18 protein-coding genes are annotated in these 20,375 nt (G+C 56.1%); 15 read left to right on the forward strand and 3 right to left on the reverse strand.

From position 1 onward, the window contains the following. Position 1: 1 nt before the first annotated feature. From ACR3FC_RS15385 to ACR3FC_RS15445, 13 genes are all read left to right on the forward strand, one after another. Entirely contained in the window at positions 2-1,099 is a 1,098-nt protein-coding gene (locus tag ACR3FC_RS15385) for an ABC transporter ATP-binding protein (RefSeq protein ID WP_209597607.1), read from the forward strand. Then, a complete protein-coding gene (locus ACR3FC_RS15390) occupies positions 1,092-2,084 on the forward strand; it encodes an ABC transporter ATP-binding protein (protein WP_480476264.1) in 993 nt (330 codons plus the stop codon). The genes ACR3FC_RS15385 and ACR3FC_RS15390 overlap by 8 nt, the downstream gene beginning before the upstream one ends. A gap of 11 nt (positions 2,085-2,095) precedes the next feature. Further along, complete coding sequence (locus tag ACR3FC_RS15395; RefSeq protein ID WP_480476266.1) at positions 2,096-3,718, forward strand: dihydroxyacetone kinase subunit DhaK; 1,623 nt, start codon at positions 2,096-2,098, stop codon at positions 3,716-3,718. A 7-nt stretch (positions 3,719-3,725) separates the two neighbouring features. After that, the gene (locus ACR3FC_RS15400) at positions 3,726-4,784 is read left to right on the forward strand and encodes a LacI family DNA-binding transcriptional regulator (protein WP_480476268.1); all 1,059 of its coding nucleotides are present in this window, start codon (positions 3,726-3,728) and stop codon (positions 4,782-4,784) included. A 27-nt stretch (positions 4,785-4,811) separates the two neighbouring features. Beyond that, the gene (locus ACR3FC_RS15405) at positions 4,812-5,867 is read left to right on the forward strand and encodes a sugar phosphate isomerase/epimerase family protein (protein ID WP_480476270.1); all 1,056 of its coding nucleotides are present in this window, start codon (positions 4,812-4,814) and stop codon (positions 5,865-5,867) included. Beyond that, complete coding sequence (locus ACR3FC_RS15410; protein WP_480476272.1) at positions 5,867-7,021, forward strand: Gfo/Idh/MocA family protein; 1,155 nt, start codon at positions 5,867-5,869, stop codon at positions 7,019-7,021. Before ACR3FC_RS15405 ends, ACR3FC_RS15410 begins: the two co-directional genes overlap by 1 nt. Before the next feature lie 407 nt (positions 7,022-7,428). After that, complete coding sequence (locus tag ACR3FC_RS15415) at positions 7,429-8,136, forward strand: IS6 family transposase (protein ID WP_480476274.1); 708 nt, start codon at positions 7,429-7,431, stop codon at positions 8,134-8,136. 296 nt (positions 8,137-8,432) lie between these two features. Then, the gene (locus ACR3FC_RS15420) at positions 8,433-8,903 is read left to right on the forward strand and encodes an Rrf2 family transcriptional regulator (protein ID WP_480476276.1); all 471 of its coding nucleotides are present in this window, start codon (positions 8,433-8,435) and stop codon (positions 8,901-8,903) included. Next, on the forward strand, positions 8,900-9,565 hold the full coding sequence (locus tag ACR3FC_RS15425) for a Crp/Fnr family transcriptional regulator (RefSeq protein WP_480476278.1): 666 nt from the start codon (positions 8,900-8,902) through the stop codon (positions 9,563-9,565). The genes ACR3FC_RS15420 and ACR3FC_RS15425 overlap by 4 nt, the downstream gene beginning before the upstream one ends. A gap of 150 nt (positions 9,566-9,715) precedes the next feature. Beyond that, complete coding sequence (locus tag ACR3FC_RS15430) at positions 9,716-10,336, forward strand: hypothetical protein (protein ID WP_480476280.1); 621 nt, start codon at positions 9,716-9,718, stop codon at positions 10,334-10,336. 92 nt (positions 10,337-10,428) lie between these two features. Beyond that, a complete protein-coding gene (locus ACR3FC_RS15435) occupies positions 10,429-11,313 on the forward strand; it encodes an MBL fold metallo-hydrolase (protein ID WP_480476938.1) in 885 nt (294 codons plus the stop codon). Between the two features lie 15 nt (positions 11,314-11,328). Continuing rightward, positions 11,329-13,011 (forward strand): bifunctional protein tyrosine phosphatase family protein/NAD(P)/FAD-dependent oxidoreductase, encoded by a 1,683-nt coding sequence (locus tag ACR3FC_RS15440; protein WP_480476282.1) that lies wholly within the window; start codon positions 11,329-11,331, stop codon positions 13,009-13,011. A gap of 135 nt (positions 13,012-13,146) precedes the next feature. Further along, entirely contained in the window at positions 13,147-14,883 is a 1,737-nt protein-coding gene (locus ACR3FC_RS15445) for a SulP family inorganic anion transporter (RefSeq protein ID WP_480476284.1), read from the forward strand. Positions 14,884-15,016: 133 nt separating this feature from the next. Here the strand turns inward: ACR3FC_RS15445 and ACR3FC_RS15450 are convergent, their stop codons facing one another. Continuing rightward, on the reverse strand, positions 15,017-15,922 hold the full coding sequence (locus tag ACR3FC_RS15450; RefSeq protein WP_480476286.1) for a LysR family transcriptional regulator: 906 nt from the start codon (positions 15,920-15,922) through the stop codon (positions 15,017-15,019). A gap of 122 nt (positions 15,923-16,044) precedes the next feature. Between ACR3FC_RS15450 and cuyA the strand changes: the two genes are divergently transcribed. Together cuyA and cuyB are read left to right on the forward strand one after the other, a co-directional pair. After that, positions 16,045-17,058: a D-cysteate sulfo-lyase gene (cuyA, locus tag ACR3FC_RS15455; RefSeq protein ID WP_480476288.1), complete on the forward strand. Its 1,014-nt coding sequence runs from the start codon at positions 16,045-16,047 to the stop codon at positions 17,056-17,058. Between the two features lie 3 nt (positions 17,059-17,061). Further along, positions 17,062-17,769: a cysteate racemase gene (cuyB, locus tag ACR3FC_RS15460; RefSeq protein ID WP_480476290.1), complete on the forward strand. Its 708-nt coding sequence runs from the start codon at positions 17,062-17,064 to the stop codon at positions 17,767-17,769. Between the two features lie 83 nt (positions 17,770-17,852). Here the strand turns inward: cuyB and ACR3FC_RS15465 are convergent, their stop codons facing one another. Next, positions 17,853-19,331, reverse strand: coding sequence for an aldehyde dehydrogenase (locus ACR3FC_RS15465; protein ID WP_480476292.1), 1,479 nt, complete (start codon positions 19,329-19,331; stop codon positions 17,853-17,855). A gap of 9 nt (positions 19,332-19,340) precedes the next feature. Beyond that, entirely contained in the window at positions 19,341-20,375 is a 1,035-nt protein-coding gene (locus ACR3FC_RS15470; protein ID WP_480476294.1) for an LLM class flavin-dependent oxidoreductase, read from the reverse strand.

Consider the following 20,375-nt stretch of genomic DNA (forward strand, 5'->3'; position numbering starts at 1 on the left):
AATGGCCCAGATCGTAGTTAAAAACGTAAAGAAGATGTTCGGCGATTTCACGGCTGTCCGCGAAAGCTCGTTCACGATTGAGGACGGTGAGTTCTTCATGTTGCTAGGGCCATCCGGCTGCGGAAAGACGACGACGCTGCGGATGATCGCAGGCTTGGAACTTCCGACGTCGGGTGAAATCTACCTGGACGGCGAGGAGATCAGCCAGCGCCCCCCATCGGAGCGAGACATTGCCTTCGTGTTCCAGATGTTTGCGCTGTATCCGCACATGAACGTGCGAAAAAATATCAGCTACCCCCTGATATCGCAGGGCATGCCGCGTGCTGCTGTCAAAGCCAAAGTAGAAGAAGTCGCGGGAATTCTGGGGATCAAGGACATCCTCGATAGCCCGGTAGGTGGGTTGTCAGGCGGCGATAGGCAGCGCGTGGCGCTTGGACGCGCGATTGTTCGCGAACCCAAGGCGTTCATGATGGACGAACCTCTTGGTGCCCTGGATGCCGAATTTCGTGAGCACATGGCCGAAGAACTGCGCGCGCTTCATGATCGCATGGGGGCGACCACTGTTTACGTCACACATGATCAGCTGGAAGCCATGCAAATGGGGGACAAGATCGTGGTGATGAACAACGCTGTGATCGAGCAATTCGGCACACCTCAGGAAATCTACGACAAACCAGCTACGATGTTCGTTGCAGATTTTATCGGGTCTCCTTCGATGAACTTCCTGCCGTTTCAGGGAAAGGTCGCGCCTGGCTCGGAAACGGTGCGACTGAATGGTCACGACGAAGCCGTACCCACACTGTTGGAAGGGGCGGAAGGTGACTTGGTTTTCGGTGTTCGCCCTGAGCATGTTTTTCTGTCGGATGCCAGCGCCTACCGAGCCAAGGTCCTGGCCGCAGAATATCTTGGAACCACCCAGATCGTGACGCTGCAAAGCCCGAACGGAGAGCTGAAAGCCCGCATTGATGCGCGCGAAACCGTTAACCCCGGCGAGACGGTTGGCTTGAAGTTCCGCTCATCCGCAGTGACCCTTTTTGAAAATTCTACCGGACGCGCGTTGAGGTCCGCTCTGAACGACGAGGTACTAAGCAATGGCTGAAGTCGTTCTGGAAAACATTTCGAAGTCATTCGGCGAAATCAAAGCGGTGGATGATATCTCAATGACGATCCCCAACGGTGCCTTTGTGGTGTTGTTGGGTCCGACGGGCGCGGGGAAAACAACAACGCTGAGATTGATATCCGGGCTTGAGAAACTGGATTCAGGCACTGTTCGCATTGCCGGGCGCGACGTCGGGATGGATACACCCGCCCAGCGCGATGTGGCGATGGTCTTCCAGCAATATTCGCTGTACCCGCATATGACAGTGCGTGAAAACCTGTCTTTCCCTCTGCGATCGCCGATCCTGAAAACGTCAGAGGATGAGATCGCCAGGAAGGTCAACGAAGTCTCGGAGATCCTGCAGATCCCGCACAAGCTGGACAACAAAGCCACCGAATTGTCCGGCGGCGAAATGCAGCGTGTGTCAATCGGACGGGCGCTGGTGCGCGATCCCCAGATCTTCCTGATGGACGAACCGCTCAGCTCTTTGGACGCCAAGCTTCGGGCGGATTTGCGGGTCGAGCTGAAAAGGATTCAGGCCGATCTGGGATCAACCTTGCTTTACGTGACCCACGATCAGGTCGAAGCCATGACAATGGCTACGCATATCGGCGTTTTAGAGAACGGCCGGTTGGTTCAATACGGTACCCCTCGCGATATCTACGAAAACCCGGGCAGTGTTTACGTTGCCAGCAGGTTGGGTCTGCCGCGAATCAACATCCTGCCGTCCGAGTTGTTCGGAGGCGATCACAAAGGCTCGCAGATTGGTCTTCGCCCGGAAAACATCATTGAAGGCGAAGGCAGCGAGGCGCGTGTGATACGTGCCGAGCATCTGGGCGATCAAACACGGCTGCATTTGGACCTGAATGGTCACCCGGTTGTGACTTTGATTGAAATTCATCAGGATTACCCATCTGGAAAGATTATAAAAATCCGCCCCCACAACCCGTTGTATTTTGACGCGTCCGGCGCGCGGGTGAATTAAGGAGCAAAAGCATGGCCCAGTTCCTCAACACAAAAGAAACCCTGGTAACCGAGGCGATAGACGGCCTTCTGGCTTCCTCTGGCGGGCAGCTTATCCGGCTGGACGGATACCCGCATATCAAGGTTGTCTACCGATCGGATTGGGACAAGTCGAAAGTCGCCTTGGTTTCTGGCGGAGGGTCTGGTCACGAGCCCGCCCATGCAGGTTTCGTTGGCGCCGGTATGTTGACAGCCGCGGTCTGCGGCGAAGTTTTCGCCTCACCCTCGGTCGAGGCAGTTCTGGCGGGCATTCTTGCGGTCACGGGTGAGGCCGGGTGCCTGCTCATCGTCAAAAATTACACCGGTGATCGATTGAATTTTGGACTGGCGGCTGAACGCGCCCGTGCATTGGGCCGCAAAGTAGAGATGGTCGTAGTTGATGATGACATCGCCTTGCCCGACCTTCCGCAACCACGTGGCGTGGCAGGTACGTTATTGGTGCACAAAATTGCCGGAGCGCTTGCTGAAGGGGGTGCCGATCTGGACACCGTTACCAAAGCAGCAAGAAGTACCATAGCAAAGGTTGTCAGCATCGGAATGAGCTTGGACACCTGCACTGTTCCGGGCTCTCCAAAAGAAGACCGGATTGCCCCTGGCAAAGCGGAACTCGGCTTGGGCATCCACGGCGAGCCCGGTGTACAACAAGTCGAATTTTCAAATGCTGTATCGGCCATGTCCACGGTGGTGGAGAAGCTGAAGCAAAGGGTGGGTGCCGGGCATTGTGTAGCGTTGGTCAACAACCTGGGCTCTACAACTCCTCTGGAAATGGCTGTCCTCACGCATGCGTTGTCCGAAACTGGTATTGCCCACCATATCATTGGCCCGGCACCGATGATGACGTCGCTGGATATGCACGGGTTTTCGGTATCCATTCTGCCTGTGGATCAGGACGAATTGTCAGCTCTTGAAGCACCTGTTGATCTGGCCGCATGGCCCGGCGTCAATTCCATCGACCCGATCAAAGTAGCCCCGTTGCCTGATGGCCTGACACCAATCGATCCAATCCCTTCGAACAATCCCACCACGAGGGAAACGATCACCCGCTTATCTGAGCTGCTCATCAACGCAGAGAAGTCTCTGAACGAGCTGGACGCGAAGTCCGGAGATGGCGATACAGGAAGCACACTGGCCACCGCCGCAAGAGCATTGCAAGGTAGCCTTGACCGCATGCCTCTTGCTGATCTGACGCAACTGTTTCCGGCGTTGGGCAATGAGTTAAGCCAGACAATGGGCGGGTCGTCCGGTGTGATACTCGCAATCTTCTTCAATGCAGCCGGAGATGCCTGTGCAAGCGGGGCTTCGGTATCGAAGTCTCTGGTCGAAGGCCTGAATCGCGTGAGCCAGGTTGGGGGTGCCAAGGTCGGCGACAGAACGATGATTGACGCTCTGGCACCCGCACTTGCCGCTCTCCCGTTTGGCCTAACCGATGCGGCCAAGGCTGCTCGCGAAGGCGCGGACAACACGGCAAAAATTCGTCGTGCGAAGGCGGGTCGTGCAGCTTATGTTCCCGAAGAAAATCTAGTTGGACATAACGATCCGGGGGCTGAGGCCGTTGCCTTGTTATTTGAAGGCTTAGCGCGGGAGATTGAGGACTGAAGAACACGTGGAAAACCAAAAACAAAAACTAGAATTGGTGAAAAAGCCAACCGTCAACGACATCGCGCGCGTTGCGGGTGTCAGTCTGGCGACTGTTGACCGGGTCTTGAACAGGCGCCCCGGCGTGCGGGCAGTGACCGTGCAGAAAGTCCAAAAGGCGATTGATGAGCTGGGATATGTGCGCGATACGGCCGCGGCCAACCTAGCGCGAAACCGAGTTTACAACTTCCTCTTTGTTTTACCCGACACGGACAACGAGTTTGTTGAGGCAATCAGCAGTCGGATCGCAGAACAATCCCGTGACCAATTTATCGAGCGGACCCGCATTGCGATAAAGAAGGTCGCTCCGTTCGAGCCGCAAGAAATCGTCTACATTCTGGATGCTATCGACAGTTTGGATATTGACGGAGTCGCCGTTTTCGGGCCTGAAACGCCTTCTGTCCGCGACGCCGTAAAAAGGCTCCGGGACAAAGACGTTCCGGTCGTTGCTTTGGTGTCTGACTTACCGAGTTCTGAGCGAGACCACTTTGTAGGAATTGATAACGTTTCGGCAGGGCGAACCGCAGCTCAGCTGATGGGACGATTTGTGCATCGCGACGGCAAGGTTTTGGTACTTACAGGATCCCGTTTGGCACGTGACCACCTAGAGCGCCGTCAAGGCTTTGATCTAGTTGTAGCTGAGGAATTTCCACACCTCGAAGTCGTAGCGTCTGTCGAGGGCCGGGATGACCCGAATCTGATTTACAAGATGATGCCCGAGATCTTTGAAACCTACCCGGATCTTGTTGGAATTTATTCCTCCGCAGCAGGCAATGCAGGACTGATTCAATTTCTTTCAGAAAACAAGCTCAGCAAAGATCTGGTGATCATAGCTCATGAGCTTACTCCGCTTAGTCGTGAGGCGCTTAGGCTAGGTACATTTGACGCTCTTATCTCGCAAGACACTGGGCACATTGTTCGTTCAGCCGTCCGTCTGCTGCGTGCAACTTCAGACAAAGTGCCATTCAACAAAGCCCAGGAACGTATCCGTATCGACATTTATCTGAAGGAAAATTTACCGCCATAGAGGCTCAGGTTTTGGGGAGGAAATTTAATGAAGACAATCAAAGGTCCAGCTTTGTTTCTTGCACAATTTGCCGGGGACGAAGCGCCGTTCAATTCGTGGGACGCGATCACTAGATGGGCGGCTGACTGTGGATATAAAGGCGTTCAGGTTCCCAGTTGGGATGGGCGGTTTTTCGACCTGGAGCAAGCCGCGTCCAGCGTCGGTTACTGCGATGAGTTCAAAGGCAAGGCCCAAGAAAATGGTGTCGAAGTCACTGAGCTTTCAACGCATCTTCAGGGTCAGCTTGTTGCCGTTCACCCAGCCTATGACAGTGCGTTTGATGGCTTTGCAGCGGAAAGCGTCAGAGGAAACCCTAAAGCCCGTCAAGAATGGGCCGTAGACCAGGTCAACAAAGCGCTATCCGCTTCGAAAAATTTAGGCATTTCGGCACATGCGACATTCTCAGGCGCGTTGGCATGGCCCTATGTTTACCCCTGGCCTCAGCGCCCTGCTGGCTTGATAGAAACGGCATTTGATGAGCTCGCTCGTCGTTGGGTGCCCATCCTGAATCACGCCGAAGACTGCGGTGTCGATGTCTGCTACGAAATTCACCCCGGAGAGGACCTCTACGATGGTGTGACATACGAGATGTTTCTGGAAAGGACGGGAAATCACCCACGGGCCTGCATGCTATACGACCCGTCGCACTACGTGCTGCAATGCCTCGACTATCTGGACAACATCGACATCTACAAAGATCGAATTCGGATGTTCCATGTCAAAGATGCCGAGTTCAACCCGACCGGGCGGCAGGGTGTTTATTCCGGGTATCAAAGCTGGGTCAATCGTGCCGGGCGCTTCCGATCACTTGGTGATGGCCAAGTGGATTTCGGTGCAGTCTTCTCAAAAATGGCCGCGAATGACTTTGATGGCTGGGCTGTAGTCGAATGGGAATGCTGCCTCAAACACCCCGAGGATGGAGCGCGTGAAGGTGCTCAATTTGTGTCAGATCACATCATCCGTGTGACCGAGAAAGCCTTTGATGATTTCGCCGACGGTGGCGCTGACGAAGCCGCCAATCGTAAAATGCTGGGGATTGAGTGATGGTCACAGGACGCAGTGAAGAAACCTCAGGACGCATTCGGCTTGGCATGGTTGGCGGCGGAAATGATGCCTTCATAGGGGGTGTTCATCGCATCGCCGCGCGATTGGACGACAAGTTCGAGCTAGTTGCCGGTGCTTTGTCTTCGACGCCAGAGAAATCTCTTGAAAGTGGTCAGGCATTGGGGCTCGAACGGGTCTATGAAGACTTCAAACAAATGGCGATTAGGGAAGCCCGACTGAAATCTGGGATCGAGGCAGTCTCAATTGTCACGCCAAATCACGTTCATTATGCAGCCGCACGTGAGTTCCTGAAACGCGGTATTCATGTAATTTGTGACAAGCCACTCACCTCGACCCTTGCCGATGCGAAAAAGCTGGTCAAAGCAACAGAAAGCGCGAATGCCCTATTCATTTTGACCCACAATTACACAGGCTATCCAATGGTTCGGCAGGCGCGTGAAATGGTTGCCAACGGCGACATTGGCAAGATCCGCGTGGTTCAGGTTGAATACCCACAGGATTGGCTGACCGAGCAGCAGGATTTCAAACAGGCGGAATGGCGAACCGATCCCGATCGCTCGGGCGCGGGTGGATCAACCGGTGACATCGGAACTCATGCATACAACCTTGCCTGCTTCGTGACCGGGCTTAAAGCGGAAAGCCTTGCGGCGGACCTGCAGGCCTTTGTGCTGGGGCGCAAAGTCGATGACAACGCCCACGTCTTGCTTCGCTTCAAAGGCGGAGCGCGCGGTATGCTGTGGTCTTCTCAGGTGGCTCCCGGCAACGAAAACGCACTTCGTTTGCGCGTCTATGGCGAAAAAGGTGGGTTGGAGTGGGCTCAGGAAGATCCCAATTACCTGTGGTTCACGCCATACAACGAACCAAAGCGTCTAATCACACGAAATGGAGCTAGTGCTGCTGATGCAGCCAACCGGTTGAGTAGAGTTCCTCCGGGACATCCCGAGGGATATCTTGAGGGGTTCGCGAATATCTATGGAGAGGCTGCTGAAGCGATCCAAGCTTTCCGAAATGGTATTTCACCTGACGCTTCGGTTGTTTATCCAACAGTCTATGACGGGCTCAATGGCGTTAAATTTGTGGCCGCGTGCGTGCAAAGCTCTTCAAGGAATGCGGCTTGGATCGACTTAGCTTAGAATCTGGTTGTGGGCATAGGGCAGACGGGGGTTGTCACGTTAACTTGCCGTTTGATGAAAGTGTCGCAAACTCTTGGAACGACCAAAGGAAAATACGAGCGAAAAACTCTAACTACAAACGGCAGGAAAATCGGGTTTCAGAGCAGGCCCAAAACCGAAGTTTTTTATCCCGGCCATGCAAAAGTCTGCGAAAACCTCATCAGCGCATCGAGAGCCGGCGAGTATTTTCGGCCAGGGACTGTAAAGGCCGCGATAGTTCTTGAAACTTCTGGCTCCACAAGCGGGCGCTGCAACAAGCCCGGCAGAGTAACCGAATACTCAGGCATGAAAGCAAAACCAATGCCTGCAGCGGTCTTGTCAGAAGAACTTTGCTTGAGCGGAGCAGGGCGGTTGCGTAGCTTTTTCCCATGACCAGACCTGCCTCATTCAAATACTTCAAAACCAGCCCCGAGATCATCCGCCTTGCGGTGATGCTGTATATTCGGTTTCCACTCTCGCTTCGAAATGTCGAAGATCTGCTGCACGAGCGAGGCATCGACGTGAGTCACGAAACTGTCCGGTATTGGTGGAATAGGTTTGGGCCGGTGTTTGCCGCTGAGATCCGAAGAAAGCGTGTTCAGCAACTCAGAGCCTTTTCAAAATCGAAGTGGCACGTGGACGAGGTTTTCGTGAAGGTGAATGGCAAGCGGCACTATCTTTGGCGGGCTGTGGATCATGAAGGCGAGGTGCTGGAAGCCGTTGTCACCAAACGTCGAAACAAGGCTGCAGCACTGAAATTCCTCAGGAAATTGGTGAAGCGGCACGGTCGCGCTGAAGAGATCGTCACAGATCGATTCGCTTCCTACATGGCTGCGCTCAGAGAAATGGGCGCGCTCGAAAAACAACAGACGGGAAGGTGGCTCAACAACCGCGTCGAGAATTCGCACCTGCCGTTTCGACGACGCGAACGCGCGATGCAGCGTTTCAGGCGAATGCGAAGTTTGCAGAAATTCGCCTCCGTCCATTCCTCTGTCTACAATCACTTCAGCCAGGAAAGATCGCTAGCCAGTCGAGACACCTTCAAGCTGACCCGCACCGCCGCTCTCGCCGAGTGGCGTCAACTTTGTTCCGGATAGGTTCGCGGTTTCCGCGGCAAACTGAGACTGGTTCGAATTCGTCTGACAGCACCGCCACTCATACCGTCTTTGCTCTGAGTTTTTTGCAGTGAATTGTACTGCCGTTCCGACCGGACGCCAACAGCATCCCGACCAGAGATGACGCGATGTACGCTGCGTCCCAGTCATCCACCCAGTCCATGTGAAGTTCAGTTAGGCTGGCCTGACTTCACATTCAGCGAAACACCCGGTCAGTGAAAAAACACTGAAATTGAAAGTAAGTTATATTGTGCCTAGAGCTTTTGCCGGAGGTACGCATGAAACTGACATCCTATTCCAACTATGCGCTACGGTCTTTGCAGCTGGCTGCGCTCAAGGCTCCGGACCGCATTCGCGTTGACGATGTCGTGCGGGTGCATGGCCTTGCCCGGCCACATATCGTAAAAATCGTGCACGAGTTGGGTCGGGCCGGTTATCTGGAAACAGCACGGGGCCGAGGTGGTGGTTTCCGGTTGGCCAAACCGGCGGAACAGATCAAAATCGGCGATGTAATTCGCCTGACCGAAGGCCCCCTGGATGTGGTCGAATGCTTTAACCCTGAAAAAAACACCTGCCCTCTGATCGGTATATGCAAACTGTCCCAAGCGATCCAAAAGGCAACAGGGGCTTTCATGGCTGTGCTTGATGATCTGACGCTGGCTGACATCGCCTCAAACAGAAACGAGTTGTTGAACCGTATCGCGCCGATTGAGGAGGGCATTGTGGCACCCATGCGCAACGCAAGATGACAATTTTGGACTGGACTGAGCGATTTCACGGGACAAGCCGCCTTCCGAAGGCTGTGCGTGAAAGGTTACGTACGGCGGCCCGTATTGTGCGGTGCCCAAAAGGCGCTCAGGTATTCGGCCCTGACAACGTCCCCGACAGCCTATTGTTCTTGTATGACGGACGGATTCGCATTTCTCAAAGTTCGGATTCGGGCCGCGAGATCGTGCTCTATCGGGTCGAGGCGGGGGAAAGCTGTGTGCTGACGACGGCCTGCATGCTGGCAGAAGAAGCATATAACGCTGAAGGTATTGCCGAAACCGACGTAACGGCGGTGACCTTGCCGAAACATGCCTTCGACCGTCTGGTCTCGGAAGAAGACGCATTTCGCGAGTTTGTGTTCGAGGCCTACTCACGCCGGCTGATTGATCTGTTGCGGGTGGTCGATGACGTGGCATTCGGGCACCTGGATATTCGCCTTGCTGAACGCCTTCTGGTTCTGTCCGGGGGTCGGGAAGACATTCAGGCAACGCATCAGCAACTTGCCAGCGAACTGGGCACCGCGCGTGAAGTCGTATCGCGGATTTTGCAGGACTTTCAAAAACGCGAGATGATTACCCAATCGCGGGGGCGCATTACGATAACCGACAAGGCGGCTTTGGAACAGTTGGCTCAAAGCACCTGACCATTTCGGGAAATTTTCCGGTTTCGTGACTTTGTCACTGAAGTCGGGGTTTCAAAGTTATACTTACTCCTCAACTTATCATACCGCGATGGTGATTGCAGGTCTCACGCGAAGGCCGGATGAGGGTTGGCAGAAACGGAGGAGACAAAGATGAATGACCGCATTCCCGCCCGGACGTTCGGCGGCATCGCCATTGCGTTGCTTGTTGCTGCTTTGGTCGGCGCGGCTGGCAGTTACATCTTTCTGATTTCCGGGCACGGGCACCGCCAGGGAATGGCCGGTGAACGGGCAGAGCATCGTCACGGTGCAGATGGGCAAGGCCACGACGAGGTCAACATGCCGGGGCTGAGGGGCGAGAACGCGACGCCCGAGGAAAGTGCCGAACTGGCTGTGATGTTCCGCAATTTCGATACGATCACACGCGAGGTTGAAAACCTTCCCAACGGTATTCGCACTGTCACAAGATCTTCCGACCCGGATGTCATGGATGCTCTGGTCTCCCATGTTGCCGGGATGATCGATCGGGTGAGTCGCAAGGATGATCCGATGATCATCATTCAGAGCCCGACCCTCGACATATTTTTTCAACATGGCGACAAGATCACCTCGGATATCGAAGTGACCTCTGAAGGGATCGTAGTGGTGCAAACATCTGACGATCCGGAAATAGCCAAAGCCATGCATATCCATGCGGCCGAAGTGAGCGCGATGGCGGATCGCGGCATGGACGCCGTCCACGAAATGATGATGACACGCGGCGTAAACGGGTAACGGATCCGCGCCAGTTAGGAGGCAAGATCATGAATGATCAGAAGTCAATCGAGATGCACAACAAAAAGATGGCCGACGCGATAGCGACGCCGATTGGAAGCTACCCAGTTGATCTGAGCGTGAAGCCCGATGTTCAGGGTTTTTACGACGAGGCGACGGCGACGATCAGTTATATTGTTGCGGACCCGACCTCGAATGCCTGTGCGATTATCGACAGTGTCATGGACATCGATTATGCCGCTGGACGCATTACGTTTGGCCATGCCGACATGCTGATTGCCGAGGTAGAGAAGAGGGGCCTCAAGCTGGAATGGATCATTGAGACCCACGCCCATGCCGACCACCTGTCAGCCGCGCCTTACATCCAGCAAAAGCTGGGCGGCAAGATCGGCATCGGTGAAAACATTAAGATCGTGCAAGACGTGTTTGGCAAGATCTTCAATGAAGGCACCGAGTTTCAGCGGGACGGCAGCCAGTTTGACGCCCTGTTCGTCGATGGCATGACCTACAAGATCGGCAACATGACCGCCTTTACCATGCATACGCCGGGCCACACACCCGCCTGCATGGTGCATGTTGTCGGGGATGCAGCCTTTGTGGGCGACACGTTGTTCATGCCTGACGGTGGCTCGGCGCGGGCCGATTTCCCCGGGGGCGACGCGGGGACGTTATATGACTCGATTCACAAGGTGCTTAGCCTGCCGGACGAAACCCGGCTGTTCATGTGTCACGATTATGGTCCCAACGGGCGTGACATCCAGTGGGAAACCACCGTCGCCGAGGAGAAGGCCCACAACATTCACGTGGGCGGCGGCAAGACTAGGGACGAGTTCATCAAGATGCGGTCCGAGCGCGACGCGACGCTGGCAATGCCGACACTGATCGTCCCCTCGATTCAGGTCAACATCCGGGCGGGCGGCATTCCAACGGACCAGGATGGGAACCAGATGCTCAAAGTCCCAGTCAACAAGCTCTGAACGCAAGAGGCACCCATGGACATCAGAAAGATATCAGGCGCAGTTTCGGTGTCGCCGCAGATTACGCCAAATGACATCGAGGCGATAAAAGGCGCGGGCTTTCGTGCCATCATTTGCAACCGTCCCGATGGCGAAGGTGCCGATCAGCCGACTTTCGAGGAGATCGAGGTAGCTGCGGAAAAACTGGGTCTCGAGGTGCGCTATGTTCCAGTGCAAACCGGGATCGTCACGGACGAGGACGCCGAGGCCTTTGGCAGCGCGCTGACCGAGTTGCCGGGTCCGGTTCTGGCCTATTGCCGGACCGGCACGCGCTCGGCCACTTTGTGGTCGTTGAACGAGGCGGCGCACAAGCGTCCGGTATCCGAGATCCTGTCTGCCACCAAGGTCGCCGGTTATGACATGAGCGGCGTCGCCCGCCGCATTGCCAATGGTGGGAAAACGCCGACCGACACGGGCGACGCATCATTCGACGTGGTTATCGTGGGCGGTGGGGCTGGCGGTATTGCCACTGCGGCCAGCCTGCACGCGCGCAAATCCGACCTGTCGATTGCCATCATTGATCCGTCTGACGTGCATTATTATCAGCCCGGCTGGACGTTGGTGGGCGGGGGCGTCTTCTCCGCAGAACAGACCGCCAAGACGATGGGATCCCTGATCCCGCGCGGGGTGAAGTGGATCAAGGCGGCAGTTGCTGCCTTCGAGCCGCTGAACAATGCCGTTATTCTGGATGGCTGTCGCGTGGTGAAATACGACCGTCTTGTCGTGTCTCCGGGGCTCAAGCTGGACTGGAGCGCGGTCGAAGGGCTGGAAGAAACCTTGGGCCGCAACGGGGTGACCTCGAACTACCGCTATGACCTGGCGCCCTACACCTGGCAGCTTGTCGAAGGGCTTAAGGAGGGCCGGGCGCTGTTCACGCAGCCGCCGATGCCGATCAAATGCGCGGGTGCGCCACAAAAAGCCCTATATCTGTCGGGCGATGCGTGGTTCCGGCGCGGTGTTCTGAAGGATATCGACATCCAGTTCATGAACGCTGGCGGTGTGCTGTTCGGGGTCAAGGACTATGTCCCGGCGCTGATGGAATACGTCAGGAAATACGACGCCTCGCTGAATTTCTTTCACAATCTGGTGTCGGTAGATGGGGCGGCGAAAAAAGCGACCTTTAAGGTTGCAGTGCCCGACGCCGAGCCGGATTTGGTCACGGTCGAGTTTGACATGATGCATGTCTGCCCGCCACAGGTCGCGCCAGACTTTATTCGCGTGTCGCCGCTGGCGGACGCGGCGGGCTGGGTCGATGTTGATCAGGCGACACTGCGCCACAAGAGCTTCGACAATATCTGGTCGCTGGGCGACGTGATGAACGCGCCCAACGCCAAAACCGCGGCGGCGGCGCGTAAACAGGCACCGACCGTGGCCGATAATATCGTGGCCGATATTCAGGGCCGCGGCCCGGTTGCCGCCTATGACGGCTATGGCTCGTGCCCGTTGACGGTCGAGCGTGGCAAGATCGTTCTGGCCGAGTTCGCTTATGGTGGAGTGATGACACCCAGCTTCCCGAAATTCCTGATCGACGGAACCAAACCCAGCCGGTTGGCGTGGCTGTTGAAAGAGAAGCTGCTGCCGCCGATCTACTGGTCCGCGATGCTGAAGGGCAAAGAGTGGTTGGCCAAGCCCGAACCACTGAAGGTGGCGACCGATTAACTCCCTTCGAAACTGACACCGGAAGAACCGGTGTTAGATCTGGCCTGTCCCGCCTTCACTAAATGTGCGACGGGCCACGGTATGGCGGTCAGAGCCTTCCGCGCTCTGGCCGCCGCTTTCTCAGGACGTGAACCCATGCAGAGCCTTTTACGTTTCCTTCCTATTCTGGACTGGGGTCGCCAGTATAGACGTGCGTCGCTGTCGAATGATCTGATCGCAGCCGTGATCGTCACGATCATGCTGATCCCACAGTCCTTGGCCTATGCCTTGCTGGCAGGGTTGCCGCCTGAGGCCGGGATCTATGCTTCGATTCTACCGATCATCCTTTATGCAGTTTTTGGCACCAGCCGGGCTTTGGCGGTGGGGCCGGTGGCGGTTGTGTCGCTGCTGACAGCCAGCGCCGTGGGGCAGGTGGCCGAGCAGGGCACAGCTGGATACATGGTGGCGGCACTGACACTGGCTTTCCTCTCGGGTGGGTTTCTGGTGCTGCTGGGCGTTTTTCGACTGGGCTTTCTGGCCAATTTCCTCAGCCATCCTGTCATCGCTGGCTTCATCACCGCGTCGGGTGTCCTGATAGCGACCAGCCAGTTAAAGCACATTCTGGGTGTCAGCGCGCATGGGCATACCCTGCCGGGGATGCTGGGTTCAATCTTCGAAAACCTTGGGCAGACCAATTGGCTGACGGTAATCATCGGCGTGCTGGCCACTGCGTTCCTGTTTTGGGTGCGCAAGAACCTCAAACCCGCGTTGCGGCGCATGGGGGTGACGCCCTTGCTGGCTGACGTGCTGACCAAGGCCGGACCAGTGGCTGCCGTGGTGGTGACCACAGTTGTCGTCTGGGGGTTCGGGCTGGATGCGCAGGGCGTCAAGATCGTCGGCGACGTGCCCCAGAACCTGCCGCCACTGACTTTGCCTGGGCTGTCCTCGGACCTCATCGGTGCATTGCTGGTGCCTGCGATCCTGATCTCGATCATCGGTTTTGTCGAAAGCATCTCGGTTGCGCAGACGCTGGCTGCCAAGAAACGCCAGCGCGTGGACCCCGATCAGGAGTTGATCGGTCTGGGCGCAGCCAACCTGGGCGCGGCATTTACCGGCGGCTTTCCGGTCACCGGCGGGTTCTCACGCTCGGTCGTGAACTTCGATGCGGGGGCGGAAACCCCGGCGGCAGGCATATATACCGCTGGTGGTCTGGCGATTGCCGCGCTGTTCCTGACACCGCTGGTGTACTTTTTGCCCAAGGCCACCCTGGCCGCGACGATCATTGTTGCGGTGCTAAGCCTTGTGGACCTGTCGATCCTGAAAAAGACCTGGGGATATTCGCGCGCCGATTTTACCGCCGTAGCCGCCACCATCGTTTTGACTTTGCTGGCCGGGGTCGAAACCGGTGTGGCCAGCGGCGTTGCGATTTCGATCCTTCTGCATCTCTACAAAACCTCGCGCCCGCATGTGGCCGAGGTCGGGCTTGTGCCGGGCACGCAGCACTTCCGCAATATCAATCGCCACAAAGTCGACACCGAGCCGTCACTTGTGACGCTGCGGGTGGATGAAAGCCTGTATTTCGTGAACGCCCGTTTCCTCGAAGACCTGATCCAAGCGCGAGTGACCGAGGGCTGCGAAATCCGCAACGTGGTTTTGATGTTCTCGGCGGTGAACGAGGTCGACTTTTCAGCCCTTGAAAGCCTTGAGGCCATCAACCACCGCCTGAGTGACATGGGCGTTGGTCTGCACCTGTCCGAAGTCAAAGGCCCCGTGATGGACCGCCTGAAACAGTCGCATTTCCTCGACGACCTCAACGGGCAAATCTTTCTCGCCCAGTACGACGCATGGCAGCGGTTGACCGCACCGGACAGGGTAACATCAGCGGCAGAGTAACCAGAGCCGAATTAGGGCCAGAATCCCGTGAGAAGTTCCGATGCGGGCTTAATACTCGGGTTCACCTTGAATAGGTGGGCTGCCTTGGGCCGCACTCATCCGCGTTCTGGAAGTTGTTTACTTCGACGTCAGATCAATAATGCAACGTAGCGAAATCGAGTGGAAGCGCATCAAAGCTTTGCCAGATTTGCTCACAATATTCGGACTGAGCAACTGCAAAACGAACCATCCTGATTGTCAGTTCCTGTGAAGGAAGTGTGCTGTCAGCGCGTTGAAGCTGACCTGTTGCCAGGGACGCAGCAACCAGAGAATGAGGTAACCAGGCAACGCCAATTCCATTGATGGCATATTGTTGCATCGCAAATGTCAGGGCCGTTTCAGCTCTGGTCACAAGTGTGGTTTCCTCTGGTAATCGCGGCGCGATTTTCCGAGCGAAAACTTGCCCCAGAAACACATCGGACGGATAGCCTATGACCGGAAGTGCCGCGCTGGTGATTTTGTTGCGAACAGAGGGTGCGCAAACGGGGATCAAAGTGTCCGCGCCAAGTGTCTTGGCTTCGAATGCGTCACCAATACTGCTTATTTCGTCGCCCGGAACCGAATACATGATCGCGAAATCGACCTGTTTTGAGATCAGGTTCAAAAGACATTCGTCCTGGTTCCCCGATCGCACGTGAATTGAGATATCGTCATTCTCGGTCAGCGTTTGCACGATCCTTGGCGAAATCGTGGTCGTCAAAGCATGTTGGCACACAAACGACAGTGACTTCCCGGTTTGGTCATTCGCTGTCTTCAGCACATGTCGCAGTTTGTGCAGCCGCGTACTAAGCTCTCTCAGTTCGGGCTCCAATGACTGAATGCCAGGCATAAGTGATACGGGCTTGCGGCGGCGGTCAAACAGGGTGGCTCCGACGCTGTTTTCGATAAGCCGTATACGCCGGGTGAAGGCCGATTGAGTGAGAAGCCGCTTTTCAGCGGCTCGTGTCAAGGAACCGCCATCCAAAACAGCCAAAATGTCATCGATCCATTCCAAGCGCATGGGGTTTAAATAGACCAAGCATTTCTAATATGCAATTCATGCAAGTTATGAGTTGAATTTCGAATTAGATACGCGGTTCAAGCGATGATAAATTGCCGAAATTCAATGTTAGGAGCCTCCACATGCATCTCGCCCGCTTTCCCCGTGTGCATCTTGCCCATCTGCCGACGCCGTTGGAACCGATGAAGAGGCTGTCCAAAGAACTGGGGGTGGAAATCTGGATCAAACGCGATGACTGCACTGGTATGTCGACCGGTGGCAACAAGACGCGCAAACTGGAATTCCTGATGGCCGAAGCTGAGGCGCAGGGCGCGGATATGGTCATGACGCAAGGGGCAACTCAAACCAACCACGGCCGACAGACAGCCGCTTTTGCAGCCAAGCTGGGATTTGATTGCCATATTCTGCTGGAAGATCGCACCGGTTATCAGGACGGAAACTACAACACCAACGGCAATGTCCTGCTGGATCACCTGCACGGTGCAACCACCGAGAAATTTCCCGGCGGGCATGACATGCCGGCCGAGATGGAAAAAGCAGCAGAAAAGAAAAGGGCAGAAGGACGCAACGTCTACCTCATCCCCGGTGGTGGATCAAATCCGACAGGTGCCCTTGGCTATGTGAACGCAGCTTTTGAGCTTTTGGGCCAAGCCAACGACCGCGGTTTGAGAATTGACCGGCTGGTGCACGCGACCGGCTCTTCGGGAACGCAGGCGGGGTTGGTGACCGGTATGTGCGCCATGAACGCGAAGGTGCCGGTTTTGGGGATCGGGACCCGGGCGCCCCAACTTAAACAAGAACAGATGGTTTACGATCTTGCCTGTAAAACAGCCGAGAAGCTGGGATGTGCAGGCGTCGTGAACCGCGAAGACGTGATGGCCAATACAGATTACGTCGGACAGGGTTACGGCTTGCCTACCGAAAGTGGTATCGAGGCAATCCGGATGTTCGCCGAGCTGGAGGGGATACTTTTGGATCCCTGCTATTCGGCAAAAGGTGCGGCAGGTCTTATTGATCTTGCACGCAAAGGCGAGTTCCAGGACCAGCGAGTCGTATTCCTGCATACCGGCGGTGCAGCGGCGCTGGGGGGGTATGACTTTGTGTTTGATCATCAGAACCGCTGGGTCAATATCTGACCAATGACGCGGGCCCCGATCGGTATTCTTGGTGGCATGGGCCCTGAGGCGACTATCCTCCTCCAGCGCAAGTTGGTGGAGACTGTGCCAGCAGACGACGATCGCGACCATATCCCGTTGTTGATCGATATGAACCCGCAGGTGCCGTCTCGCATTTCTCACTTGATTGACGGAACGGGCGCGGATCCGGGGCCTGTGCTTGCCGCGATGGCACGTCGTCTTCAAGCTGCCGGGGCTGTGGCATTGGCCATGCCGTGCAACACTGCACATTACTATGCTGCTGCGATTACGGATGCCGCGACTATTCCCTTGTTGAACATGGTGGAACTGGCAGTGGATCGTGCCGACCGGACAATCGGACCGGGTGGGTGTATCGGGATGCTGGCGTCGCCCGCGCTGCGGCGCGTAGGTCTTTTCGACACCGCGTTTCAAGCGCGGGGAATGTCAGTTGTCTGGCCAGCAGATGAGGGCAAGATGCTTGCGGCCATCCGCAGGATCAAGGCCGGTGATCCTTACAATGAGGCACGCGAAACTCTGAATACCGTATCTGCGGAACTGATTGGTGCCGGGGCAGATATGCAACTTATCGCGTGTTCAGAGCTGTCGTTAATCGCCGACAGTGTCGCCGCGGACGTAATAGCCGTTGATACGATTGACCTGTTGGTTGATGCGATCATCGCGTTTTCCCAAGCAAATCGCACCCACTCTTGATCCTGCTGAAAGTGGGGCAAGTGATAAGGCTGGAAGGCAGCGCTGCTGTGCAGTTGTGATCGTTGATCGTCTTGCAGATCACCTCAGCGCATAACAAATGGGTTCGACATCGGTTTGTCCGATGTATTCAGCCAAACGGTCTTGGTTCGCGTGTAATCGTGAATGGCCTCCAATCCCGCTTCCCTGCCATAACCGGATTGATTTAAACCGCCAAAGGGCGCGATGGGTGAGACGGCGCGGTAGGTGTTGATCCAGCAGATGCCCGATTTCAGGCGTGATGAAACACGGTGAGCACGGGCGACATTTTCGGTGAAGATACCCGAGCCAAGCCCGAACGGCGTGTCATTGGCCAGGGCGATTGCCTCTTCTTCAGTGTCGAAGGGCAGCAAGGACATGACGGGGCCGAACATTTCCACCTTCAGGGTCTCCGTCTCGGCATTGGTGCATTCCACCAGCGTTGGGGCCATGAAATAACCTGACTGATCCAGTGGCGCGCCACCGAAACGAATACGGGCGCCCTGTTCCTTGGCCTTGGCCAGCGTCGCCTGAATTCTGACAATCTGGGCGTTTGTGCACAGCGGGCCAATATGAGTTTCAGGTTCCAATGGATCGCCGATGACAATGCCCGACATCTTTTCTTCGATTTTGGCAATAAGGGATTCCATAATTGGGCGATGGATCAGCCCGCGCGATCCTGCGACGCAGCTTTGACCTGAGGCGCCGAAATTGCCCGCGATCAGTCCGTTGGCCGCACCATCCAGATTGGCATCATCGAATACTATGATCGGGGATTTTCCACCCAATTCCAACGTGGTTACGGCAAAGTTCTCAGCCGAGTTGCGCACCACATGACGCGCCGTTTCCGGGCCGCCAGTGAATGCGATCCGGTCTACGTCAGGATGTCGGGTGAGAGGGATCGCACAGTTTTCTGCGTCCCCGGTAATGACGGAAACGACGCCGGGTGGGAATCCCGCTTTGTCGATCAAGCGGGCAAATTCCAGCATTGGGGCGGGCGCAACCTCTGACGCCTTCAGCACAACCGAGCAACCCGCGGCAAGAGCTGGCCCAAGCTTGGTAGCCGTGAGAAACATCTGCGCGTTCCAGGGGACAATTGCGACCACCACGCCAATGGGCTCGCGCCGCGTAAAGACATGCATGTCCGGTTTGTCGATCGGCAGGACCGCGCCTTCGATTTTGTCCGCCAACCCCGCATAGTAGCGGTAGTAATCGCCGACATATGCCGTTTGGGTCGCGGTTTCCGCCAGTAGCTTACCACTGTCCTTCGTCTCGATCTCGCCAAGGCGTCCTGCGTTCTGTTCGATCAGTTCTGCAAGCCGGAACAACAGTTTGCCACGTGCAGTTTGCGTCATGTCCCGCCACGCCGGATCATCAAGTGACCGGCGCGCTGCAGAAACGGCGCGCTCTACGTCTTCGGCTGCGGCACAGGCGAAACTGGCCCATTCCTCGCCCGTTGCCGGATTCAACGAGGCCATCACTTGCCCACGTGCCCCTTCGGTCCAAGCGCCGTCGATAAATAGCTGGTAATGTGGCTTCTGGTGCATTGCGGCCCCTCACTGAAACTTTGGCATTACATCGTCGATGAAACGGGCAAGCGAAGCGCGTTTGCGTTCGAAGCTCATGCCGCTGTCGATCCAAAACGAGTATTCATCATATCCAAGGTCTTCATAGCGTTTCAGACGTTCTGTTACCCCGTCCGCCGTGCCGATTGTCAGATCGCGCGCCAGATTTTCGGGTGCCATCATTGCGTTGGCTGCCATTTCTTCTTCGGTTAGCGCCTGAATCAATCCCTGTCGGACTGGTCGCTTGTTTTGGAACCACGCGCCGAAATAGTTGTAAAACCGGGACAAATCCCGCGCAGCCTGATCCAGTTCAGTGTCATCGCGCCCGACATAGGTGTGGTGAAGCAGCATGATCTTCGGGCGCGCTCCGCCGTGATTGGCACAGGCGGTCTCAAAACGGGTCATCAGTGTCTCAATTTCTTCGATTCCTTGCCACAGCGGGGTGACCTGAATGTTGAACCCGTTCTGAACGCCGAACTCGTGGCTGTTCGGATCCCGCGCGGCAATCCAGATGGGCGGCCCGCCGGGTTGCACCGGCTTTGGCGCCGAACTGGTGGCGGGAAACTGAAAGAACGCTCCGTCATGCGCGCAGTCGCCTTTCCACAATTTGGGCAGCAGAGGAGCGATCTCTCGCATTCGCTGACCGGCGGTCCATGCGTCCAGACCGGGCATAAGCCGCTCATATTCATAAGAGTAGGCACCGCGCGCTATGCCCAGTTCGATCCGGCCACCGGTCATGATATCCGCCGCGGCTGCCTCTCCCGCCAGTTTGATCGGATGCCAGAACGGTGCGATCACAGTGCCGGTGCCAAGGCGCACGTTTTTGGTATGATGCGCGATGTCCACCAGCGACATCAGCGGGTTGGGTGCGATGGTGAAATCCATCCCGTGGTGTTCACCGGTCCAGACCGCACGCATCCCTGCCTGATCAGCCATCTTGCACAGCTCGATGAACTCTTCATACAACTTCTCATGCGACTCTTCGGGGCCCAGCCGTTCCATATGGGCAAAAAGGGAAAACTCCAT

It is taken from the genome of Ruegeria sp. AF3 (assembly GCF_056536285.1).